Below are 23,568 nucleotides of genomic sequence, written 5' to 3' on the forward strand. Positions count from 1 at the left end.
GTCAATACACTAAGCGTGATCAGAGTAGTCGGCAAATAAATCTTGGTAATGATCCGGTAGAAAAAAACATCTGTTAAGGGAAGCGTACTTATGATGCCCAGAACAATGTAGAACGGAAGCAGAAACTTGACCACGGAATAGGTATGTAGGCGATTAAGCAGCTCATGAATGAGAAACATAGCAGTCGATATGCGCAAAAAAGCGCCTGCCATCCACTGATAAATCGAGAGAAAGTCGAGCCGTTCCACATTTTTGGCAATAATAATTAACTTCCATTCTTCGAAAGCGGGATAACGCAGTCTCGACATCTCATCAACACCGAATTCGGCAATGCCTCCAGTTACAGGTCCTAGTGTCAAGCCGACGAGAATAAGCGCTAGGATCATAAGTTGCCAATATCGAATGGGACGGGTCAAATATTGTTGCATGAACAGCAGGATAGTCAGTTCGACCAATCCAGCTCCACAGATAATCATTCCACTGAAGACTGGATTCCAGCCGTGCTCGAGAATGGGGAGTAATCGAGTGTAATCTTTGTTCGGAATATTGCTTCCCATTACAAAAAATCCTAACGCCACGATTCCCGGCAACAATATTCCGGCCATAACAGAAATTACACGAAGGCCTTGGATGGAAGTTATATAGCAGAGCAGTATGAGAGAGAGGATCAGAACGAATCTCGGAGTTTCCGGCAAGTAGGATGTGACTGCCCWAGTGACCGTATCTTGAACGGTGATGACTGCCGAGAAAAACAAATAGATGCTGGCTACTACCGCGATAGTCATGGCGACGAATGTTCCGTAAGCGCTTTGAATCCATGCAATCAAATGCTGTTGACTGCTCTTCTTCATGACGAAGTACAGCAGGCTGCACCAAACCAGAAATGGCAGGGTAACGAGAATAACGGAAACCCAGGCATCTCTTCCGGCATGATCAAGCAGCATAGGGATAATAAACACGTGGTTGATCAGGCCGACGGAGGACATGATGATCATGATGATTTGCAGGATGCCGATGGATTTCATCTGATGCTCCTTTCAATACGGAAATGGAAACATTGTATTAGAGTTTCCAGCAGCCCCCTATATTATGTACAGATAATGGTTCCATACCTGTCTTTCACCTGATATAGTAATAGTGTMATCTGGAATATAATGTAGGGAGGATGAGAACATGATTACATTAGAGCAAAATACAGAGGTTGACCGTAAACGAACAGGTCCAGTAACAGCCATTATCGTAGGAGCCGGGCATCGTAGTCTTGTATATGCTTCTTATGCTAAGCTTCATCCAGAGGAGTTACAGATTGTAGGGGTGGCAGATCCTGATCCGATTCGCCGAGATCGAACTGCAGAGAAATATGGTATCCCAATGGAACACCGATTCGAATCGGTACAGCAGCTCGTATCTGTTGGTAAGTTGGCCGATGCGATCATTAACGGGACGATGGACGCTCAGCATGTTGAGACGACATTGCCACTTCTGGAAGCAGGGTATGATGTACTGCTGGAAAAACCGATCGGTACTACTCAGGAGGACGTACTGAAGCTGTTGGAACGGGCTAAGGCTCTGGGACGCAAGGTGATGATCTGTCATGTACTGCGCTATGCTCCGTTCTACGCGGAGATTCGCCGTCGTGTATCGGCAGGCGACATCGGGGAAGTATTGAACATCCAGACGTCTGAGAACGTCAGCTACCACCATATGGCGATGGGTTTCGTACGCGGAAAGTGGAGCAGCAAGGAGAAGTGCGGATCGCCAATACTCATGTCGAAATGCTGTCATGACCTGGACATCCTAACCTGGATGAAGGGCGAGTCGAAGCCGGTCACGGTCAGCAGCTTCGGTGGATTGTCCTACTTCCGTCCGGAACGCGCACCGGAAGGAGCGGGGACCCGCTGCCTGCTCGATTGTCCGATCGAAGCGGACTGCGAATACTCAGCCAAGAAGCATTACCTGGAGCAGAAGCTGTGGGCTTCCTATGTGTGGGTACATTCTCATCTTGGCATTGCCCCGTCTGAAGAAGAGCAGATACAATCGCTTCGTATGGATAACCCTTATGGACGTTGTGTGTGGCACAGCGACAATGATGTCGTCGATCATCAATCGGTTATGATTGCGTTCGATGATGGCTCCACAGCTACCCACAACTTGATGGGCGGAACGTCCAAGCCTTGCCGCCGCATTCATTTGCTCGGAACGAAAGGCGAGATCGAAGGTGTCATCGAGGACGGTTATTTCATCGTGCGTCATCCGGATCCACGGGCAGGACACGAATACACGGAAGAGCGGGTAGAGCTTAATGTGTCGAATGATATGCATGGGGGCGGCGATCTGCGGCTTGTTGCTGATTTCGTTCGTGTCATTCGTGGCGAAGCGGCATCGCTATCAACGACAACGCTTGAGGATTCCATCTATGGCCATCTGATCGGATTCTCCGCAGATGTGTCGATGGAAGAGAGACGTGTGGTAGACATTCCGAAACTTTAGTTCGGTCACCTATCGGACTTATGAAGGAGGATGATTTGTATTGGAATCGACTGGGTATACGTTCCGTCCTGCGACCAAGGAAGATTTTGCTATTATCTGTACATTTCCTCAGAATGCTCTGGAGCTGTTCTATATGTACCCGAGCGGAGTGTTTCCCCTAACGGCAGAGCAGTTGGAGCGCGCAGCTTCTACCCGCTGGAAGCCTACCGTCGTTGTGGATGATTCGGGTCAACTTGCCGGATACGCCAACTTTTACGGACTTGATCCAGAAAAGCATTGTTGGCTTGGTAATTTCATCGTACATACGGAATATCGGGGCAAGGGAGCTGCTTCTGCGTTGATCGGAGAGATGGTTCGCATTGCAGGGGTGGAGTTAGGTGTCCCTAAGCTGCTGCTCGGTTGTCACAACACGAATCTAACCGGACTGCTCTTCTACAAGAAGCTGGGCTTCAAGCCGTTTGACATGAATGTGATGAAAAATCATCTTGGCGAAACCGTTGTGGGCATTCAGATGGGGCTCGCTACATAGCCATATAGTAGATAGTAGATACACTTTGCACCCGCGGCTTGATCAAGCCTGCGGGTGTTATAACGTCACGCGGTCTTTGAACAGGAAAGCGGAGATGGCATAGTAAGCGGCGCCCCGTACGGTGGAATGCGTCTTCAATTCAGCGAAGCGAATATCCAATCCTTCTCGATGATAGGGAAGGGCTCGTTGGCGTACCGCCCGTTGTACAGGATTACGCAGCCAAGCTTCGGCCCGAACCATCTGATTGCCGATCAGGATCAGCTCGGGATTGAATGTGTTGATGACATTCGCCATCCCGATACCGAGATATTCGCCGGTCTGGTGGAACAGTTGCAACGCTTCAGGCATACCGGCCTCGGCCAGTTCAATGAGTTGATCGAAATCAGCGGCACCGATCAATCGGGCATGCTCCATTAATGCGCCTTCGGAAGCGTACAGCTCGAGGCAACCGCGGTTCCCGCAACTGCAGCGCTTGCCATTCGATTCAATCGACGTATGACCGATTTCCCCGGAAAATCCCGATGACCCTCGGAATAGATGACCTTTGATGACGATCCCGGCTCCGATGCCGGTGCCGACGCTCAAGTAAACCAGATCATCCGACTCCCGTCCTGCTCCGTATTGCTTTTCACCCATTGCACCTGCATTCGCTTCGTTGTCGATTGTGACGGGCAGCCCGAATTCTTCCTCCAGTCGCTCACGCAAAGGGAAATGCTCCCAGTGCAAATTCGGGGCGAACAGGATTGTTCCTCCGGCATCTACGATTCCCGGAACCCCGATGCCAATCCCAATGATGCCATATGGACTAGTTGGCGCACGCTCTAGCAGATTCCTCACTTGCCGGACGAGGATCTGGATTACGGATTCAGGGTCCTGCACATGAAGCGGCATACGTTGCTCCGCCACGATATGTCCATCCAGATCGGTAAGCACGGTCAAGATGTAAGTGACTCCCAGATCGATGCCAACCGCAAACCCTGCTGTTTTGTGAAAATGCAACATCATCGGCTTTCGGCCGCCGCTGGATTGACCGAGTCCGATCTCATAGACCAGATGGTCGTCAATCAGTTCATTGACCAAGGTGGATACCGTGCCTTTATTAAGACCAGTCGTCTCCGATACTTGAGCTCGAGATAAGGGACTTTCCGAGCGGATCGTCTCCAGTACGATCGACTTGTTAATTTTTTTGACTAGAAATTGATCGCCTGTTGTACGCAATGTTGCAGCTCCTTTGGCTTCAAACTTCGTTTAACCGTTAGTCTAATATAGCTAGTGTAGAATAGATTAAGCAAAAGTACAATAATAGTTACTCGAAACTTAGTTTAATGGATATACAAAGTTAGTGGGCTTTGTTATGATGAGGACAGAACATGGTTCACTACACATTCATCTTAGGAGGCAGGGCATGAACTATTTTTCATCGATTGATCGCATTACTTATGAAGGCAGTCGTTCAACGAATCCGCTCGCGTTTCAACATTACAATGCGGAGCAGATCGTGGCAGGGAAGAAGATGGAGGAGCACTTGCGTTTCTCGATGGCATACTGGCATACTTTGACTGGCGGGGGCAATGATCCGTTCGGCAGTGCGACCGCTATACGTCCTTGGGGCTCGCTGAGTGGAATGGATCTGGCCAAAGCCCGGGTTGAGGCGGCATTCGAGCTGATGGAGAAGCTGGGCCTCAAATACTTCTGCTTCCATGACCGGGACATCGCACCGGAAGGCGATACGCTGCAGGAAACGAACCGCAATCTGGACGTGATCGTCGAGATGATCAGCTCTCATATGAAGTCCACGGGTATCAAGCTACTATGGAATACGGCGTGCTTGTTCTCACACCCACGTTTCGTCCATGGCGCAGGTACGACGAGCAATGCTGATGTATACGCTTACTCAGCCGCACAACTGAAGAAGAGCCTGGAAATCGGCAAGCAGCTTGGCGCTGACAACTATGTGTTCTGGGGCGGCCGTGAAGGCTACGAGTCGCTATTGAATACGGATATGAAGCTGGAACTGGACAACCTCGCGTTTCTGTATCGGATGGCGATTGATTACTCGAAGGAGATTGGCTTCGACGCTCAATTCCTGATCGAGCCTAAGCCGAAGGAGCCGACCAAACACCAGTATGATTTTGATGCAGCGACTACAATCGCTTTCCTGCAAACATACGGTCTGGAGGATCACTTCAAGCTGAACCTGGAAGCGAATCACGCTACACTGGCTGGTCATACGTTCGAGCATGAGTTGCGGGTTGCGCGCCATCAAGGGATGCTGGGCTCGCTGGACGCCAATCAGGGCGACTTACTGCTGGGCTGGGATACAGATGAGTTTCCGACCGATCTGTACGCTACAACATTGACGATGTACGAGGTGCTGAAGAACGGTGGCTTAGGCCGTGGCGGTATTAACTTCGATGCGAAGGTGCGCCGTGCTTCTTTCGAGCCAGAAGATTTGTTCTATGCGCACATTGCCGGGATGGACGCCTATGCCAAGGGTCTGAAAGTAGCAGCGCGGCTTATTGAGGATCGTGTCCTCGATGATGCGGTCGATCGACGTTATGCAACGTTCCGTGAAGGTATCGGCAAAGAGATCGTAGAAGGACGGACCACACTGGCCAGTCTGGAGCAGTATGCACTTCAGAATCAGACGATTGTGAATATCTCAGGTCGTCAAGAACGGTTGAAAGCTGTGTTTAACCAGTATTTGCTGGAGGCGGACAAGTAAATGAGCTATGTCATTGGCGTTGATTTGGGCACTAGCGCGGTCAAGACGCTGCTCGTTGACGAGAAGGGTGTCGTCTGCGCTGAAGCAACCGAGAGCTATCCGCTGATCCAACTGCAATCCGGCTATAGCGAACAGGACCCGGAGGTGTGGGTGACCGGGACGCTGGCAGCGCTGCGGCGGCTTGTACAAGAGAGTGGAGTGTCCGCTGAGTCTATTCAAGGGCTGAGCTTCTCCGGGCAGATGCACGGGCTCGTGCTGTTGGACCGCGATCATCGCGTGCTGCGTAACGCCATCTTGTGGAACGACACGCGCACGACCGCGCAATGCCGCGAGATCGAAGCGGCGCTCGGCGATGAGCTGATCGCGATCGCCAAGAATCGTGCGCTTGAAGGCTTCACCCTGCCGAAGCTGCTCTGGGTGAAGCAGCACGAGCCGGAGCTCTATAAGCAGACAGCGGTGTTTCTGCTGCCCAAGGATTATTTGCGCTACCGGCTGACCGGAGCGCTCGCTCTTGACTTGTCTGACGCAGCGGGAACGCTGCTGCTCGATGTCGCGAGCAAGCGCTGGAGCGAGCGTATATGCGCCGCGGTCGGCGTCGACCCGGCGCTGTGCCCGCCGCTGTGCGAGCCGGCCGCTGAAGTCGGCGCGCTGCTGCCGAACGCCGCTCGGCAGGCCGGGCTCTCGCCGCGCACGCGCGTGTTCGCCGGCGGCGCCGACAACGCTTGCGGCGCGATCGGGGCGGGCATCCTGTCCGCCGGCGAGTCGCTCGTAAGCATCGGCACGTCCGGCGTCGTGCTCGCCTATGAGGCAGATGGCAGCGCGGATTACCGCGGCCAGCTGCACCTATTCAACCACGGCAAGCCGGGCGCTTACTACGCGATGGGGGTTACCCTCGCGGCGGGCTATAGCTTGCAGTGGTTCAAGGAAACGGTCGCGCCGGACATCGGCTTCGACCGATTGTTGGGGCCGGCGGCTGGCGTGGCGCCCGGCTCAGGCGGGCTGCTGTTCACCCCGTATTTGGCGGGGGAACGCACGCCTCATGCGGATGCGAATATCCGCGCCAGCTTCATCGGCCTCGATGCGACGCACGGGTTGCCGCATATGACTCGCGCCGTGCTGGAAGGCATCACCTTCTCCTTGAAGGAGTCGGTGGACATTCTTCGCACGGCGGGGCGGCGAATTGATTCGCTCGTCTCGATCGGTGGCGGCGCGAAGAATGAAGCGTGGTTGCAGATGCAGGCGGACATTTTCAATGCAGACATCGTCAAGCTGGAGAGCGAGCAGGGGCCTGGCATGGGTGCCGCGATGCTCGCGGCTGTAGGGTGCGGCTGGTTTCCGACGCTCGAAGCTTGCGGCGCCGCGTTTCTGAAACGCGCCGCGACTTACAGGCCGCAGCGCAATGCTGTAGCCACATACGAGGCGTTGTACGCCGTGTATAAGCGTGTGTATACGCAGACGAAGGAGCTGAACGAGGCACTCGTTCCGTTCCGGACGAAGTAATCATCAACCAGTAACCAGCAACCAAGCTGTTGCAACGCCGCGTTTGTGTATATAGGAGAACTGAGATCCCTTATTGGCTAATCTATTGCACATGGAGCGCGGATAGCAGAACTCCGTACTTCTATTCACTGAATCATGGCATAGTTGGTGTCGTTCAGAATGAAATAAAAGAACGGAGTTCTCTTATTTCTCTCAAGGCGGCTACATTTTTGTTAATAAGAGAATCCAGTTCTTCTATTTGATACAGGCGGTTAACTATATAGACTTCAAAGCTTGGCTTCACTTTTTGGGGTATTTATGTGGAGGAGGAGTATACGATGGAACAGCAAGTGCGAATCGGGATGATTGGCTACAAATTCATGGGCAAGGCGCATAGTCATGCGTATAGGGATTTGCCGATGTTTTTCCCACAAGCGGCTCGTCCGGTGATGAAAGCGATTTGCGGCCGTAACGAGGAAGGCGTTCGGCAGGCGGCTAAACAGTTTGGCTGGGAAGAGGCCGTTACGGATTGGTCGGAGTTGATCGCGCGTGAGGACGTCGATGTCGTCGACATCAACGCCCCGAGTGATGCCCATCATGCGATAGCGATTGCCGCTGCACGGGCTGGCAAGCACTTGTTCTGCGAGAAGCCGCTCGCGTTAACGCTCGCGGACTCCAGGGAGATGCTACAAGCGGCAGAAGAAGCTGGCGTGAAGCACATGGTCGGTTTTAATTACAGGTTCGCTCCAGCTGTACGGTTAGCTAAAAAACTTGTGGAAGAAGGCCGACTAGGGAAGATCTATCACTTCCGGGCTTGGTTCCTGCAGGATTGGATTGTCGATCCGGAATTCCCGCTTGTCTGGCGGTTGCAGAAAGAAGTGGCTGGTTCTGGCTCTCACGGCGATCTGGGCGCTCATTTGATTGACTTGGCCCATTACCTGGTTGGGGATATGACTGAAGTGATCGGAATGAGCGACACGTTCATCAAGGAACGGCCGATGCCGAGCTCAATGACGGGCCTTAGCGCCCAAGGTAGCAAGGACGGTCCACGGGGACCTGTAACGGTTGACGATGCAACCTTATTCATGACTCGGTTCGATTGTGGCGCGTTAGGCAGCTTCGAAGCTACTCGTTTCGCTCCAGGTCATAGGTGTACGAACTCGTTCGAGATTAACGGCAGCAAGGGCAGTGTCAAGTTTGATTTTGAGCGGATGAACGAGTTACAGGTGTATTTCACTGACGATGCTGCTGATGTGCAGGGATTCCGCCGAGTATTGGCCACAGATCCAGCTCACGCTTATTCCGATGCATGGTGGCCGCCAGGACATACGATCGGGTATGAGCACACTTTCGTGCATGAGGTGTTGGAATTGATGGAAGCGCTTCAGGAGGACCGCCAGCCCGTACCGAATTTTCATGACGGGGTCAAATGCCAGCAGGTGTTGGAAGCGGTGGATCTCTCGATTACGGAGCGGCGCTGGGTAGCAATCAACGAGTTGTAAGTTGTAGCAATCCTCCATCTCATTTTTTAATCTGGAAGGGGCGTGTCGGTTGTGAGTGCGAAAAAAGCGTTAATCGTCTGGGGTGGCTGGGAAGGTCATCAACCAAAGGAAGTATCGGAGCTGTTGGCGGGCCTTTTGCAGGAAGCGCAGTTCGAGGTTGAAGTATCGGATACGCTTGACCGGTTTAAGGATGAAGCAAGCTTGAAGGACGTCGACCTGATCGTTCCGGTGTGGACGATGGGTAAGATCGAGAAAGAGCAGTTGGAGCCACTCATTCGCGCGGTCAAAGAAAATGGAACTGGCATTGCCGGCTGTCACGGAGGTATGGCTGATTCATTCCGGAATGATGTTGAGTATCAGTTCATGGTTGGCGGCCAGTGGGTGGCGCATCCAGGTAACGACGGCGTTCTCTATACAGTCAATATGCAACAGCAAGACCACCCCCTTGTGCAAGGAATTGGTGACTTCGAGGTCAGCTCGGAGAAGTACTACATGCATGTCGATCCGGCTATTGATGTAATAGCGACTACTACGTTCGAAGGCTACGGACCTGGCGGTCGTGACGTGCTAATGCCTGTTGTGTGGACGAAGAAGTATGGTGCGGGTAAAGTGTACTATTGCTCCCTTGGTCATCAAGCTAACATTGTAGCGATGCCGCAAGTGATGGAGCTTATGAAACGCGGTATGGTGTGGGCGGCTCGTTGATTCTAAGCTGTACAATCAAACGGAGGGGAAGCGTTCAGAATGGGTGAGAACAAGAAGCTGAAAGTCGGTATTATTGGTTGCGGCAAAATTTGCGATATTTATTTCAAAACTTGTAAAACGTATGATTCGCTGGAAGTGACAGCTTGTGCCGATCTGGACATCACTCGAGCGCAGGCCAAAGCTGCGGAGTATGGGATCGCTCAAGCTTATACAGTCGACGAGTTGCTTGCTGATCCGACGATCGACCTGGTCATCAATCTGACGATTCCTCAAGCACATGTTCCTGTAGGGCTCGCCGCATTGCGGGCAGGCAAGCATGTGTATGCGGAGAAACCGCTGTCTGTTACACGCGAGGAAGGTTTACAGCTACTTCAAGCGTCTGCTGATACGAAACTGCGTGTCGGAAGCGCACCGGATACATTCCTGGGTGGAGGAATCCAGACGTGCATCAAGCTCATCCAGGACGGATGGATCGGTCAACCGATCGCGGCCTCCGCGTTCATGGTCGGTCGTGGGCATGAGCACTGGCATCCCGATCCGGCCTTTTATTATAAGGCGGGCGGTGGCCCGATGTTCGACATGGGGCCGTATTACTTGACGGCGCTGATCGCTATGCTGGGACCGATTCAGCGGGTCACGGGTTCTGCGAAGATTTCTTATCCACAGCGGACGATTTCGAGTCAGCCTAAGTTCGGGCAAGTGATTGATGTGGATGTGCCGACGCATATTACCGGCATCATGGATTTTCACAGCGGGGTGACAGGTACAATCATTACGAGCTTCGATGCGTTCGGAGGAGCGGACTTGCCGCGAATCGAGATTTATGGCAGTGAAGGAACGCTTAAGGTGCCTGACCCGAATATGTTCGGAGGTCCGGTTCTCATTCGACGCAAAGATGCGAAGGATTGGAGCGAAATGCCTCTATCGCATGGATTTGCGGAAAATGGGCGCGGCCTGGGCGTATTGGATATGGCACGCGCGATCCTGGAAGGACGGCCACATCGGGCGTCTGGTGAGCTGGCTTATCATGTGCTTGAGACGATGCACGGCTTCCATGATGCTTCTGAGCAAGGCAAGCATTACGTGATGCAGAGCTCATGCGACACCCCTCAGCCTATGCCAATCGGCATATCGCTGGAGTCTTTCCGGTAACATTGCATGGAGTAACGAAGCAAGTGACTATCCTTCAAAACATGGATAGTCCCTTTTAATTTTTAGGTGTCGCCTCCATCGTGTAAGGCCGAAAAAGAGGCTGTCGATTCATCGTTGAGCAAGGAGTGGAGAGTGAGAAGAGGACCCCAGCGAGTTTTGGCTTGAACCTCCATACCGCTTAATCCCTTATACAATCAAGGGAGGTTCAAACAAGATGTTTGAGCTTACGGGGTCCCTTTTCACTTGGAACGGCCGTTTTTGCAGTGAATCGACAGCCTCTTCGGCCTTAGAGAGTGTCGAAGGCACCGCCCCGCTCCCGTTTCAACCTACGCAAGTACTCCTTAGGCGTACAGCCGTTATGACGCTTGAACAGTTCATAAAAGTGGGCCATATTCTGGATACCGATTGTCGCAGCAATCTCGGTAACACTGAGATCGCTAGTAACAAGCAGCCGTTCGGCATTGCGAATTCTTCGCAAATTTACGTAGTCTGTGAACGAGGCACCCATCGTTTTTTTGAAATATTTGGAGAAATAGGAGTAGCTCATACCAGCTAACTTGCTGACATCCTCCATATTGATTTTCGCCGACAAATGCTCGTCCACATAATCGATAATACGCTTCATCACTTCGGCGTCCACCCATTCGTGCGCTTGCAGCAGCCCCTTGCGATCCCCACGCAGCAGAGTGAGCAGTAGATGTTTGATATGCATGCTGGCGGCAATCTCGTAACCTTTGGACTTCCCGGTGATCTCCTCCAGAATGGCAAGAATGATACGGGCAATTTCCTGTTTGACGGGCTCATTTTCTTGGAAAATATAATTTAGCTCTTCCAACGGATAGTAAATTTCCGAAAAATGTCGATAATACATCATCATAGCTGGGTCGAAGTAAGGCTGCAAATCAAAATGCAATACTACGCAAGTCATCTTCGCATCACCGATCTTATGACCCAGATGAAGCTGGGAAGAACCTACTGCCACTACATCCCCTGGATGAAGCCGATAGACGTTACCCACCGTATGGATCTCGTGTACCCCTTCCCGCACAAGGACAAATTCGATTTCTTTGTGATAATGCCAGCGCGGCTTGAACTGTCTTTCCTTGTCTACGCTGGTGAACTCCATTACTTTAATGCACATTTGAGGGTTCTGATAATGAATGGGTTCCTTGATTACGTCCATCCGGATTTCACCGTACTTTCGAGTTAGAACAAAATTGGATACAAATGAGACAAATAACGGCATAGTCACGGCCAATCAGACATTGTATCTTTTCACTATAACCATTATACAACGAAAGAAGGAGAGAAGTGAGATGAAAGTAGCTGTAATAGGTTCCGGTGGAATGGGGCGGGTGCATGCGACTGCTTATGCGCAGATGCCTGACGTTGAGCTCGTTGGAGTTTGCGATATTGATTTCGGATTAGCAGAGGAACTGGCTAAAAAAACGAACACTCGTGCCTTTGCTTCTTTTGAGGCTTTGATGGAAGCCGTGAATCCGGATGCAGTCAGCTTGACGCTGCCCAGCCATTTGCATAAAGAGTATGCCATCAAGTCCGCAGAATTAGGCAAACATGTGATTAGCGAAAAACCAATCTCGCTCTCGCTCGAGGATGCTCAGGCGGTTATGGACAGTTGCGAGAAAAATGGAGTTCGTCTGTTTGTCGGCCACGTTGTTCGATTTTTCCCAGAATATGTGCAAATGAAAAAAGCGGTGGAATCAGGGAAATTAGGACGGATCGGCGTTGCTCATTTCAAGCGAATCGGTAGTCATCCAGGCGATGTACGTCCTTGGTTCAAGGATGAAGACAAAAGCGGTGGTGTAATCGTCGATCTGATGATCCATGACATTGATTATGCATTGTGGGCATTCGGAGAAGTGAAATCGGTTTATTGCATGAAGCATACGGATGGGAATCTGGACTATGCGCTTACGACATTGTTGTTCAAGAGCGGGGCTGTGGCCAACCTGGAAGCTTACTGGGGTTACCCGGGGCCGTTCCGTACCGCTGCCGAAATCGCTGGCACTAACGGTGTAGTTCGTAGCGACAGCGCCAATTCCAAATCGTTGCAGATTCGTAAATCGTCAGCTGCTAGTGAGGGAGGCCGATTCGTTGAAATCCCGCAAAGCCCATCCTATCAGGATCCGTATTCCATTGAACTCAGTCATTTCATCGCTTGTATCCGAGACAACGTGGAGTCGATTGTGACGGCTAGGGACGCTTTCAGAGCGCTAGAAATCGCTAACGCCGCGCGTGAATCTGCTAGAACCGGACGAGCTGTATTGATCGGAGGAGAGAACCAATGACAACCAAACTTAAAGTAGGCATGATCAGTTTCGCGCACGGCCATGCTTTCTCGTATCTGGAAGCGCTGGCTGCCCTTCCTGAAGTAGTAATTGCGGGCATCGCTGATGATAACCGGGAGCGTGTGGAGAAAGTTGTAGAGAAACACGGGGTGCCGTATTTCGCGGATTACCGTGACCTGTTGAAGACAGACATAGATGCGGTTGTGATTTGCTCGGAGAACGTGTACCATGCTCAATTGACTATTGATTCCGCGAATGCCAAGAAGCATGTACTTTGTGAAAAACCGCTTGGTATCTCCGTTGAAGAAATGAAGATGATGATTGAAGCATGCGACAACAACGGTGTTCAATTGATGACCGCTTTCCCATGTCGATATATTACGGCCGTTGTGCAGGCTAAAGAAGCCGTTAATCGCGGCGAGATTGGGGACATTGTAGCGGTGAAAGGAACAAATCGCGGTTCGTTGCCGGGCGGCTGGTTTCTGGATAAAGAGCTTTCCGGAGGTGGTGCGCTGCTGGATCATACCGTCCACGTGATGGATTTGATGAATTGGATCATCGGCTCCAAAGTGAACGAGGTGTACGCGTATGCTGCTAATTTGTTCAACGAAGGGATTGGCATCGATGATGCCGGGATGATTCATGTCAAATTCGAGAACGGAGCTTTCGGCGTTATTGATACGAGCTGGTCGCGACCTAAAGCATTCCCGACATGGGGCGATGTAACGATGGAGATCATCGGCACGAAGGGTGCCATCTCGGTCGATTCGTTCGCACAGAAAAACGAGCTGTACACGAATGATGTTGGAAAAGGGGTTTGGAGCTTCTGGGGTGACGGCATGGACGAATACTTGGTCAAAGGCTTCGTTGACGCGTTGCTGCAAGGAACTCCCGTGCCGATCAACGGCGTTGACGGTCTGCGTTCTGCAGAAGTCGCTTTGGCTGGATATCAATCAGTGGAATCAGGTCAACCTGTACGGATATAAAGAATCCTCACAAAGACATCCCCACAAAAGTGAAGTGAACCTCTGTAGTGTTTTCCTATTACTTTGCGGGGACTACGGAACAATCCCGTAACGGTACACTGCAATAGCTTAATTAACGACCTCCCGATGTGTAGCATCGGGAGGTTGTCTTGCCTTCTGGACATATCCGGTATACGATAAGAGCAGCATGAGACAATCGGATCGTGTATTGGTTATAGCAATGTTTGGAATGGGATGGATGGGAGCTATTGTTAATGAATGAAACCAATCTTAATCTGGATCAGGCAAGACGGGTGCTGCAGCGTATTTATGGGTATCCCGATTTCCGTGAAGGACAGCAATTTATCATACGCGATATTTTGAATCAGCACGATACATTGGGCATTATGCCAACCGGTGGTGGGAAATCGATCTGTTATCAGGTTCCTGCACTTTTGTTGCCCGGGACGACGGTAGTCGTTTCCCCGCTCATTTCCTTGATGAAGGATCAAGTCGATGCGTTGGACGGGCTCGGGATCCCAGCTACTTACATTAACAGTTCGTTGACGGGAAGCGAGACGAATCGGAGGCTACGCGGTGCTGCTGCAGGCGAATACAAGCTGCTCTATGTGGCTCCTGAGCGTCTGGAGTCGGATATGTTCCTGTCACTGGCACAACGCATCGATATTCCGTTTGTCGCGATCGATGAGGCCCATTGTGTTTCACAATGGGGGCACGACTTCCGGACGAGCTACTTGGCGGTCGCGCCATTCCTGAAGCAGTTGGAGCGACGTCCGCGTATTGCGGCTTTTACCGCTACCGCAACAGAGAACGTACGGACGGATATCGTAAGGCTGCTTGGATTGAAGTCGCCGCAAGTACATGTTACGGGCTTTGATCGAGCGAATTTGTCGTTCGCCGTGTTGAAGGGAGTCAACCGGGAAGACTATGCGATGCAATATGTGACTAAGCATGAGGATCAAGCGGGTATTATATATGCGGCTACGCGTAAGGAAGTCGATCAAGTGCATCAAACCCTTAGTCGCAAAGGTATTCCCGCAGGCAAGTACCACGCTGGGATGACCGATATGGAGCGGCAGCAAATGCAGGATCGGTTTTTGCGTGACGATGTTCGTGTAATGGTCGCGACGAATGCGTTCGGTATGGGCATCGACAAGTCCAATGTGCGTTATGTGCTGCATTGGAGTATGCCGAAGAACATGGAATCCTATTATCAAGAGGCAGGCCGCGCCGGCCGTGACGGGGAACCTGGCGAATGCATACTTCTGTTCCAGCCCCAAGACATTTTGTTGCAAAAGTTTCTGATCGAACAATCCGTGTCCGCCCCAGAGCGTAAGCAGCAAGAGTACCGCAAGCTGCAGCTGATGATCGACTACTGTCATACACAAAACTGCTTACGGGCGTATGTGTTGAACTACTTCGGAGAACGACTGGAGTCGGACTCTAAATGCGGCAACTGCGGCAGTTGCAACGATGACAGTGAAATCGTCGATATGACTGTAGAAGCACAGCAAATCTGTTCTTGCATCCGACGTATGAATGAACGGTTCGGTGTGACGTTGGTCGCTCAAGTGCTGAAAGGTTCGTCGAATAAGCGCGTCATGGAATTCCGATTCGATCGGCTGCCCACATATGGCTTGATGAAGCAATATCCAGAGAAGACAATCATCGATATGATTCAATTGCTCATTGCCGATGGTTATGTGGGTCTGACCGAGAGTCAATATCCGGTGTTACGCTTGCTTCCGCCTGCTGCGGACGTGCTGCGTGGGGAGAAACAAGTGACGCGCAAGGTTCGCGAGGTCAAGCGTCAGAAGCGGGTAGGCGACGAGCTGTTCGACCGTTTGCGCACGCTGCGCAAGCAGTTGGCGGATCGGGACGGCGTACCGCCGTATGTCGTCTTCGCGGACAACACACTGCGTGAGATCGCTGAGCTGTTACCCGAGACGGAAACGGAGATGCTAGCGGTGAAAGGTGTAGGGCAAGCGAAGCTCAGCAAGTACGGTGCACCGTTCCTGGATATGGTTCGCGGGTATGTTGCTGAAAAGGGTTAGGTAAAACATAACAGCCTGTATGCGAACGATCGCATACAGGCTGTTTGGTTGTTGTTCGATTAGTAGGTGCTGACTCGTTTCAATCCTGCGATGTCGGCATCGTGTTGGATAAAGCGGAACGATAGCTGTTCTATCACTTTTTGTTGCTCCTGCTGCACATTAAGAATCGTTTCTTGTCGCTCTTTTAACTGGGTAACATCGCCATGCAATTGATGAATATCCATAGAGATAGCGTCCAACTTGGCATCCGTCTCGTCTTGGCGATCACGAATCGCTCTAGTAATCTGATGTAGTTCCCGTTGGCCGGATTCCAGCGAGTCCAATCTTCCATTCATCGTGCGCATTTCGGCCTTCATACCCTGTATGTCCGACTTCATTTCTTGAATTTCGGCCTTCATACCCTGTATGTCCGACTTCATGCCCTGCATTTCGGACTTCATACCCTGCATGTCCGCTTTCATGCCTTGAATTTCGGCCTTCACTTCAACCATTTCGCTCTGAAGCTTGTTGATGCCGGAATTAATTTTCTCCAGCTGTTCCAAAATCAGTTTTTCCACCTGAGCTCACTTCCTTTCACCGCTATTCCAATCCTTGCTTCTGCGCTCAAGTTTCCTGTTGGTTATCATTATACAGGAAAACAAGCACGAACGACACCTGTAAAGATGACGAACGGGCTTGTTTTCGACATAAACTTACATATTAACGAGGGAGGAACTGTGTGAACAGAAGCTCCGCCCATTCCTTATTCGCATGGATCGTGCGCCCAGCAATATGGGGCGTATGCACGACGTTATGTCGGCCGATCAGAGGATCATCCAGTGGCAGCGGCTCGATGTCGAACACATCGGCAGCCAAGCTCAGCTCATCGGCTAGTACGCGTTGCCGCAACGTTTCCATGTCCACGATACCGGCTCTTGTGACGAGGACGACTAGACAGCCTTGCGGCAGTGCCCGAATATGTTCAGCGGTGACGAGTCCTTTCGTCGAGTCGATCAGCGGGACCATCGGTACGAATATATCGGCATCTTGGACAAGACGGTCCAGGTAATGCTCTCTCCGTGCACCGGTTCGATGGAAGTTGGGCTCGCTCGCATAAGGATCCCAAACAGCTACATCTGCACCAAGCATATGCACGAAGCTGGCATAACGGCTTGCTATATTGCCCGCTCCAACGATGCGAACCTTCTTGCCAGCTACAGTGCCATTCGTGAATCGGGAATCGTCACCATATTGGCCGCCGCGGGCACCAGGAGCACTTTTTCCGCCAGGAGGCTCGAAATTCCATGGAGCAAGCTCTTGTGCTATCTGACCATGAAGCTGAGGAATGCGCCTCAAGCCGCATAAGGTAAGTGCAAGACCGAACTCCGATACGGATTCGCCCCAGAAGCCTTCGCTTCGTTGTCGGTAGCAGAGAACACCCTTCTGTGACAGATGCTCTATAACATCATTCCCTCGTCCCCCGAAACCGTACCCATAAGATAGAATAACTTCCTCAAGACCGGTCAGCGCATCTGTACAAGCAGGTGTAACCTTGACGGACAATAGGATCAAACGCTGGATTCGCTCAGGTTCATGGTGATGCTGTAATAGCTCTCCCAACGTCCGAGTGTCTTGATGTTGCAGTCGTTGGAACTCGACATCGCCTTGAGCCAAGAAGAGTGAATGCAAGTGATCGGCGGCGAATGGCCATATACTGTCGAAGTCTGGATGAACGATAATAACGGTTCTAGCCATAGCAGGATATCTCCTTTCTATTGTGAAGCTTTGTCAGCAAAATCATTCCATATTTGCTCGATTTGATCTGTCTCCGGTCGGCCCGTATAAACAAACACGCGATGACGGAACTCAACTTGTGCATTTTGTGCAAGTGTCCAAGCCCCTGCGATGCATCGACTCGGCGCTATGCCAAGCTGATGATCGACTCGCCAAGGAACAGGGTGTTCGGGATTGTCCGGGTGGTCCATAATGGCAATTCCAGCCCAACTTCCATCTCTCTCTGGTATCGGCAAACTGACTGCGGTCCATCTGGCTCTCTGGCCTTCGCCATCGCGATCCCGTTGTCCCTCACTGTTCAGTGCTGTTCCCCCCAACTCATGTCGGAAAGGCATGCGAAGAAACAATCCACCATAGTTGTACTGTCCGAATTTCAAGTCCACCAGCGCATGAAGAGTCCATCGTAAATCCAGGACATACGAATCACCATGGTCCGTGAAAGACCAATCTTGAAATTCCGTAATCATAGGAACTTGATCGGGTGCTCTCCACTCCGTCTTCACTTGCCAGCTTACACTATTGGGACTGGTCACTGAATAGTCGAGTGGGGCGGGGTGGAACGTGCCATCTGTTGGTTTGCCGCCACGACCTTCCTCCCAGAACCCAATTCCATTGATATCATTCAATCCGACGTACAAGCCGTGCTGCCAAGGATGATGCGGAGGTTCGTTTTCGGTCAATACCCCAACACCGTCAGGAGCTACAATGGGGTGGATGAATGGTCTCGTATCAGGTTGTGCATGTTGGACAAGGATTGGCTGAGAAGCCTGCATTCGAAAAATCTCAATCTGTTGTTGATTGGCCTGGATAGATAAGCTCGGATAAGATTTACTCAACGGCTTCACCTCCTGCTGAAGAGTGGGACCGCCAAGCTGGCAGCTTAACGATGACTCCTCCATTCATGGCCGATTCATGGGCACACAGTCCGGCACATGTCCAGTTAGCGGATTGAAAGACGTCCGGGAATGGAGCTCTTCCATCCAGAATGCTTCGGACGAATTCGTTCGCCATATGAGGGTGAGAGCCGCCATGTCCGCTGCCTTGCTTGAACGAGAGATGCTGATTGGCATCGCTATCGTATACGCCTTCTGTTGTATAAGAGCGAATTTCCTCTGGAAGTAGATGGGCGAAGTCTGGAATGTGTACTCTTGCTCCATCTTCTCCCTTGAATACTACTGGGTCTTCCGCTTCCAGCTGCTGCCATTCAAAGGTCATCTTATCTCCATACACATTGAAGCTCTCCACATATTCCCGAGAAGTCTCGAAGAGGGAGCGGGTGACTTCAGCTGCCAGGTTGGATTGTCGCAACCGGAATAGAGCTGACTCCACAGCGAAGGGGGAACCATATTTGCTAGCCAACGATTCGGCAATGCTTCCCGACCCGAAGCAGGACACATAGTCCGCTTCTGCACCAGCAAGGGCGAGCAGAGGACTGACGGCATGCGTAGCATAATGCATCGGAGGCAAGCCTTCCCAATACCCCGGCCAACCCGCCATTTCTTGCTGATGAGCGCCACGAAGAAACTGCAGACGACCTAATTGCCCACTATCGCGCAGCTCTTTCACATACAAGAATTCACGTGTGTAGACTGCTGTTTCCATCATCATATATACTTTGCCAGACGCTTGCTGAGCCTCGATGATATTCTGGCATTCTTCGACTGTCGTTGCCATTGGAACGGTACAGGCTACATGCTTACCCGCTCTAAGTGCTTTCACGCTCTGTTCGGCGTGCAGATGAATCGGTGAATTAATGTGTACAGCATCAACCTCAGGATCGAGAATCATTTCATCAAAGGAAGTATATCGTCGCTCGACGCCGAAAGCGTTCCCGATTTCGTTCAGACTTTGCTCTGATCTTTGGCAGATGGCATACAAATTCGTATCCGGATGCTTCTGGTAGATCGGAATGAATTCTGCGCCGAATCCGAGTCCGACGATGGCGATATTCAGTTTTTTGCTCAAGTAAGCACCTCCATAACTTTGATTAGGCTATATGGTAACGACATCAGTATAGGCTACCTGCAGGAAATGGTCTTCTCTGATCCCATCGAATCATTCTCAGTTTCCTTCATTTTCTCGTACTGTTAGCATAAGAAAAAGCCGTCCGGAAGATCGGAGATCACCGGACGGTACTTGGTTGTTGATGATTTCAGTTAGCGTGTGGGTCGGGCAGGTAGGAGGTTCAAGTTCATCACTCCAGACTCTTGCGAATCGTCAGGGTCGATTGGTCGCGGTAATCATTCGGTTTCATGCCAACCCAGTCATGGAACGTCCTGTAGAACGAGGCTCCGCTCTGGAATCCGCTCTGCAAGTACACTTCCGTAATAGTCAAGTCTGTACTAGCTAACAATTCTTTCGCTTCGTTAATCCTTAAGTACATTATATAAGTCTTGAATCCCATGCCGACCGCTTTGTGAAACAGACGCAGCAAGGTGGACTCACTGATCGCGAAAGAAGCGGTCACGTCTTGCAGACTTAACGGTTCGCGGAACCGTTCTTTCATGAACGCGATAATCGGAGCAACCGCTTGATAATCGCGGAGCGCCCGATTCCACTCCATGGCAGACATGTCGTGCTCATAATGGCGCAGCAGCAGGATGCAAATGTCCAGTATCAAGTAGCGGAGCCGATATGGGTACGCTTTCTCCCGCGTGTAGAATTCCGTGTGCAGCTTACGGATGAGAGAGCCGATTTCCTGAGCAACCGGAAGCTCAGCTGGTATACGGTTGATGAACTTGGCCGGCTGGTAGACGAAGGGAAGCAGCAGTTCCTGCTCGGTCTCTCCGAAGATGGAAGCTTCGAAGCTCAAGAAATAGTAGTTACTCGGAGAGACCGGGTCGGAGATCGCCCGGTGTCGCTCTATATTATTGACGACGAAGATGTCGCCGGGATGAACTTCATATTCCTTCTCACCGAAGAAGAATAAGCCTTGACCGGACAAGCAGAGCCCGACTTCCAGCTCCTGATGACGATGAAGCGGTTCCCGGTAAGGATTAGGCGAATGTTCCCCAACATGAATGCCATGATTGATCGATTTCGTCAATGTGTGTGTCCGCCTCCGATATTCCCAGTCCCCCGATAGGGATCAAGCCTGTGATGAAGAGTACTCGAACCGGTATTGTCCTGAACCTAGTTCTACTTGTACACCTTCCTCTATTATAACATGTCTTCTTATTCCTGCAGCTTCCGTGAGAGAGGTACCGCTCTCGGTTACATGGTCGAGTTGTGCGTTTGGCAGCGTAACTACAGCATCCGTGTTCGGCGGGATCGTGACCGAAATTACTGTTTTCCCATCCGGTAGCGTTTCCCAAGAAGAAGCGATTTCTCCGTGCATCGATTGATAGGTAGCCGAGACATGACTTAGCGCAGCATTCAGGTGAGGCTTAATGTTAATCCTTTTGTAGCCCGGATATCCCGGATCAGTGTCGATCCCGGCAGCAACGCGGTACAGCCAATCACCCACCGAGCCATAGGCGTAATGATTGAACGAATTCATATCATCACTCCAGAACGTGCCGTCTGTTTTGATTCCGTCCCAGTGCTCCCATATCGTCGTAGCCCCTTGCAGCACGGAGTACAACCAGGATGGATATTCTTGTTGCAGCACGAGCTGATACGCCAATTCCGAATAGCCGTAACGAGATAAGGCTTCGCACAGGTAAGGCGTCCCAACGAATCCAGTCGTCAGTCGAACTTTATTGTCCTTGATGTAAGAAGCAAGGATGCCAGCAGCACGCTTGCGGTCCTTCTCCTCGAGCAAGTCGAATGCGAGTGCCAATACATAGGCCGTTTGCGTCGGTGAAGCGACTCGGCCGTTCGGTGTTACGAATTCCTTGCGGAACTGCCCGATGATATGGTGATGCAACTCTGTGTAATGGGCGGCATCTTCCGCTTTGTTCAAGACGATGGCACTATTGGCAAGCAGCTTAGTCGAATAAGCATAGAAGGCGGTAGCGATCAAGTCTCTGGGTGTAGCGCCGATATAGCTTCCTTCCTTAGCGTCCAATGCTACCCAGTCTCCGAAGTGGAAGCCGGTGTTCCACAAATATTCGTTATCGCCTTGTGAACGCATGTAACTGACCCAAGCTTTCATACTGTCATATTGCACTTCAAGGATACGCGCATCTCCATAGCACATATAGATCGTCCATGGGCAAATAACAGCCGCATCTCCCCAAGCCGCAGATGAATGTGAGTTCGGATTCAATACGTGCGGGATGACGAAAGGTACGCCTCCATCCGGAAGCTGGTCGGCTTCCAGGTCTTTCAGCCACTTGGTGAAAAACGGGGCAACGTTCATATTGAACGCGGCCGTTCGAATGAACACTTGCGCATCACCTGTCCAGCCTAGACGCTCATCACGCTGTGGGCAATCTGTTGGGACATCGACGAAGTTGCCCTTCTGCCCCCAGACGATATTGCTTTGCAACTGATTGAGCAGTTCGTTGGAGGTGTGGAAACTCCCGGTAGGCGTCATATCGGTATGAACCACGATCCCTGTAAACCGGCCTTCGAGCTGGTCGGCCGGAATGCCAGTAACCCTCACATAGCGGAACCCTTGAAATGTAAAGTAGGGTTCATACGTTTCCTCTCCGGTTCCTTTACTAATATAGGTTACGGTCTGCTTCGCCTTCCGCAAGTTGCCGATGTAGAAGTTACCTTCTCGGTCCAACACCTCGGCATGATGCAGCACGACCTCCGTCCCTGCCGGCGCTTCAACCGTAAATCGTATCCAGCCGACCATATTCTGGCCCATATCCAGTACCGTATCGCCTTGCGGTGTGGAGAAGATGCTAACAGGCTTTAACTCCTGAATCGCCCGGGTCGGATCATTCTCTTGGGCGACTAATATATTCTTCGAATGTTCGAGTGCAGTTACCTTCCCCCAGTCGGCATCCTCATAATCCGCTCGCAGCCAACCGTTCGTCTCAAGCCTTGCATCATACGTTTCGCCATGATACAGCTCCGACATAAGCAACGCGCCTGAACGGAACGACCAAGTAGGATCGGTTCGGATCACTTCTTCGGTTCCATCTGTGTAAGTGACGTGCAGTTGCATTAGCGCGGCACGTTCAGTACCATATATGTTCCATTGGTGCTCCCAGCCCAAATTCCCTTTAAACCAGCCGTTACCCAGCATGATCCCGATTGCATTTTCACCTTCCGTAAGGAATCGGGTCACATCGAATGTCTGATATTGCAGCCGATTGTTGTAACTGGTCCAGCCAGGTGCGAACAATGTATCATCAGCCGCTTCGCCGTTCACGTACAGTCGATACAATCCAAGTGCTGTTGCATAAATCCGAGCTGAAGCAATTTTATGGTTCAGATGAAACGTTTTGCGCAGCTGATGGCACGGTTCTGGTGTGTCCTCGGCATGAGGCAGCTTGGCTGTAATCCAGTCGGCTGACCATTCACTGCTGCTGAATAGGGCGGTTTCYCAGTAAGCGGTCTCGCTCCAGGCTGAAGCGCTGCCTTGTCCATCCCAGACCCGAACCCGATAATAGTAACGCGTCCGTGATCGCAGGCTCTCGCCATCATACGTAAGGTGAATGGATTGGTTGGAGCTTACCTTGCCGGTATCCCATTCCAAGGCTCGATTAAATGTGTCTAGGGTACATACTTGAATTTGATAAGCGGATTGCCATGTATCTCTTGCATGAGCAGCAAGTTTCCAACTGATTCTAGGCTTTCTTTCATCGGTTCCGAGCGGGTTACGCTTATATTCACAGCTGAGATCAATGACGTACAGGGATTGGGACATGGCTCTCTCCTTTAATAGAATTGGATTCTCCATTCTCAGTGTAAAGGGGGAGGGGAGGGAATTACATCGGTGATCTTGACTTTTCTATACGGCATAA

At 51.3% G+C, this 23,568-nt stretch carries 19 protein-coding genes; 10 read left to right on the forward strand and 9 right to left on the reverse strand.

Annotated features, from left to right (window positions below; genetic code table 11):
- Nucleotides 1-1,025, reverse strand: a 1,025-nt coding sequence (locus AC1DWB_RS19595) for a GerAB/ArcD/ProY family transporter (RefSeq protein ID WP_477542778.1), incomplete at its 3' end; no start/stop codon positions are given.
- A gap of 148 nt (nt 1,026-1,173) precedes the next feature.
- Between AC1DWB_RS19595 and AC1DWB_RS19600 the strand changes: the two genes are divergently transcribed.
- Nucleotides 1,174-2,490 (forward strand): Gfo/Idh/MocA family protein, encoded by a 1,317-nt coding sequence (locus AC1DWB_RS19600; protein WP_477542779.1) that lies wholly within the window; start codon nt 1,174-1,176, stop codon nt 2,488-2,490.
- Nucleotides 2,491-2,530: 40 nt separating this feature from the next.
- Nucleotides 2,531-3,019 carry an N-acetyltransferase family protein gene (locus AC1DWB_RS19605; RefSeq protein WP_477542780.1) on the forward strand — a complete coding sequence of 163 codons (489 nt, stop codon included), beginning with the start codon at nt 2,531-2,533 and terminating at the stop codon, nt 3,017-3,019.
- A 57-nt stretch (nt 3,020-3,076) separates the two neighbouring features.
- On the opposite strand, the gene AC1DWB_RS19610 is transcribed toward AC1DWB_RS19605, so the two are convergent.
- Nucleotides 3,077-4,237 carry an ROK family protein gene (locus AC1DWB_RS19610; RefSeq protein WP_477542781.1) on the reverse strand — a complete coding sequence of 387 codons (1,161 nt, stop codon included), beginning with the start codon at nt 4,235-4,237 and terminating at the stop codon, nt 3,077-3,079.
- A gap of 187 nt (nt 4,238-4,424) precedes the next feature.
- Between AC1DWB_RS19610 and xylA the strand changes: the two genes are divergently transcribed.
- From xylA to AC1DWB_RS19635, 5 genes are all read left to right on the forward strand, one after another.
- Nucleotides 4,425-5,744 carry a xylose isomerase gene (gene xylA, locus AC1DWB_RS19615; RefSeq protein ID WP_477542782.1) on the forward strand — a complete coding sequence of 440 codons (1,320 nt, stop codon included), beginning with the start codon at nt 4,425-4,427 and terminating at the stop codon, nt 5,742-5,744.
- Nucleotides 5,745-7,244, forward strand: coding sequence for a xylulokinase (gene xylB / locus AC1DWB_RS19620; protein WP_477542783.1), 1,500 nt, complete (start codon nt 5,745-5,747; stop codon nt 7,242-7,244). It begins immediately after the preceding gene.
- A 317-nt stretch (nt 7,245-7,561) separates the two neighbouring features.
- Complete coding sequence (locus AC1DWB_RS19625; RefSeq protein ID WP_477542784.1) at nt 7,562-8,725, forward strand: Gfo/Idh/MocA family protein; 1,164 nt, start codon at nt 7,562-7,564, stop codon at nt 8,723-8,725.
- A gap of 51 nt (nt 8,726-8,776) precedes the next feature.
- The gene (locus AC1DWB_RS19630) at nt 8,777-9,430 is read left to right on the forward strand and encodes a ThuA domain-containing protein (protein WP_477542785.1); all 654 of its coding nucleotides are present in this window, start codon (nt 8,777-8,779) and stop codon (nt 9,428-9,430) included.
- A gap of 39 nt (nt 9,431-9,469) precedes the next feature.
- Nucleotides 9,470-10,582 carry a Gfo/Idh/MocA family protein gene (locus tag AC1DWB_RS19635; protein ID WP_477542786.1) on the forward strand — a complete coding sequence of 371 codons (1,113 nt, stop codon included), beginning with the start codon at nt 9,470-9,472 and terminating at the stop codon, nt 10,580-10,582.
- 286 nt (nt 10,583-10,868) lie between these two features.
- On the opposite strand, the gene AC1DWB_RS19640 is transcribed toward AC1DWB_RS19635, so the two are convergent.
- Nucleotides 10,869-11,765 (reverse strand): helix-turn-helix transcriptional regulator, encoded by an 897-nt coding sequence (locus AC1DWB_RS19640; protein ID WP_477542787.1) that lies wholly within the window; start codon nt 11,763-11,765, stop codon nt 10,869-10,871.
- A gap of 133 nt (nt 11,766-11,898) precedes the next feature.
- On the opposite strand from AC1DWB_RS19640, the gene AC1DWB_RS19645 reads away from it, so the two are divergent.
- The 3 genes from AC1DWB_RS19645 to recQ all read left to right on the forward strand — a co-directional run bounded on the left by AC1DWB_RS19645 (nt 11,899) and on the right by recQ (nt 15,931).
- Nucleotides 11,899-12,891: a Gfo/Idh/MocA family protein gene (locus AC1DWB_RS19645; RefSeq protein WP_477542788.1), complete on the forward strand. Its 993-nt coding sequence runs from the start codon at nt 11,899-11,901 to the stop codon at nt 12,889-12,891.
- Nucleotides 12,888-13,877, forward strand: coding sequence for a Gfo/Idh/MocA family protein (locus AC1DWB_RS19650; RefSeq protein WP_477542789.1), 990 nt, complete (start codon nt 12,888-12,890; stop codon nt 13,875-13,877). The genes AC1DWB_RS19645 and AC1DWB_RS19650 overlap by 4 nt, the downstream gene beginning before the upstream one ends.
- Nucleotides 13,878-14,131: 254 nt before the next feature.
- Nucleotides 14,132-15,931 carry a DNA helicase RecQ gene (gene recQ, locus AC1DWB_RS19655; protein ID WP_477542790.1) on the forward strand — a complete coding sequence of 600 codons (1,800 nt, stop codon included), beginning with the start codon at nt 14,132-14,134 and terminating at the stop codon, nt 15,929-15,931.
- Nucleotides 15,932-15,990: 59 nt separating this feature from the next.
- On the opposite strand, the gene AC1DWB_RS19660 is transcribed toward recQ, so the two are convergent.
- The 6 genes from AC1DWB_RS19660 to AC1DWB_RS19685 all read right to left on the reverse strand — a co-directional run bounded on the left by AC1DWB_RS19660 (nt 15,991) and on the right by AC1DWB_RS19685 (nt 23,471).
- A complete protein-coding gene (locus AC1DWB_RS19660; RefSeq protein ID WP_477542791.1) occupies nt 15,991-16,488 on the reverse strand; it encodes a hypothetical protein in 498 nt (165 codons plus the stop codon).
- A 142-nt stretch (nt 16,489-16,630) separates the two neighbouring features.
- Entirely contained in the window at nt 16,631-17,665 is a 1,035-nt protein-coding gene (locus AC1DWB_RS19665) for an NAD(P)-dependent oxidoreductase (RefSeq protein ID WP_477542792.1), read from the reverse strand.
- A 17-nt stretch (nt 17,666-17,682) separates the two neighbouring features.
- Nucleotides 17,683-18,540 carry a DUF6807 domain-containing protein gene (locus AC1DWB_RS19670; RefSeq protein WP_477542793.1) on the reverse strand — a complete coding sequence of 286 codons (858 nt, stop codon included), beginning with the start codon at nt 18,538-18,540 and terminating at the stop codon, nt 17,683-17,685.
- Nucleotides 18,533-19,669: a Gfo/Idh/MocA family protein gene (locus tag AC1DWB_RS19675; RefSeq protein WP_477542794.1), complete on the reverse strand. Its 1,137-nt coding sequence runs from the start codon at nt 19,667-19,669 to the stop codon at nt 18,533-18,535. Before AC1DWB_RS19675 ends, AC1DWB_RS19670 begins: the two co-directional genes overlap by 8 nt.
- Before the next feature lie 229 nt (nt 19,670-19,898).
- The gene (locus AC1DWB_RS19680; RefSeq protein WP_477542795.1) at nt 19,899-20,750 is read right to left on the reverse strand and encodes a helix-turn-helix domain-containing protein; all 852 of its coding nucleotides are present in this window, start codon (nt 20,748-20,750) and stop codon (nt 19,899-19,901) included.
- Nucleotides 20,751-20,792: 42 nt separating this feature from the next.
- Nucleotides 20,793-23,471, reverse strand: a complete 2,679-nt coding sequence (locus tag AC1DWB_RS19685; protein ID WP_477542796.1) for an alpha-L-rhamnosidase — start codon at nt 23,469-23,471, stop codon at nt 20,793-20,795.
- Nucleotides 23,472-23,568: the final 97 nt, after the last annotated feature.

The organism is Paenibacillus sp. P4_E11, assembly GCF_056401635.1.

What these genes read in the sequence shown, in the direction of transcription:
- AC1DWB_RS19600 (WP_477542779.1), top strand. Translation starts at nt 1,174, where the DNA reads ATGATTACATTAGAGCAAAATACAGAGGTTGACCGTAAACGAACAGGT.
- xylA (WP_477542782.1), top strand. Translation starts at nt 4,425, where the DNA reads ATGAACTATTTTTCATCGATTGATCGCATTACTTATGAAGGCAGTCGT.
- xylB (WP_477542783.1), top strand. Translation starts at nt 5,745, where the DNA reads ATGAGCTATGTCATTGGCGTTGATTTGGGCACTAGCGCGGTCAAGACG.
- AC1DWB_RS19625 (WP_477542784.1), top strand. Translation starts at nt 7,562, where the DNA reads ATGGAACAGCAAGTGCGAATCGGGATGATTGGCTACAAATTCATGGGC.
- AC1DWB_RS19635 (WP_477542786.1), top strand. Translation starts at nt 9,470, where the DNA reads ATGGGTGAGAACAAGAAGCTGAAAGTCGGTATTATTGGTTGCGGCAAA.
- AC1DWB_RS19640 (WP_477542787.1), bottom strand. Translation starts at nt 11,765, where the DNA reads ATGGACGTAATCAAGGAACCCATTCATTATCAGAACCCTCAAATGTGC.
- AC1DWB_RS19645 (WP_477542788.1), top strand. Translation starts at nt 11,899, where the DNA reads ATGAAAGTAGCTGTAATAGGTTCCGGTGGAATGGGGCGGGTGCATGCG.
- AC1DWB_RS19650 (WP_477542789.1), top strand. Translation starts at nt 12,888, where the DNA reads ATGACAACCAAACTTAAAGTAGGCATGATCAGTTTCGCGCACGGCCAT.
- recQ (WP_477542790.1), top strand. Translation starts at nt 14,132, where the DNA reads ATGAATGAAACCAATCTTAATCTGGATCAGGCAAGACGGGTGCTGCAG.
- AC1DWB_RS19665 (WP_477542792.1), bottom strand. Translation starts at nt 17,665, where the DNA reads ATGGCTAGAACCGTTATTATCGTTCATCCAGACTTCGACAGTATATGG.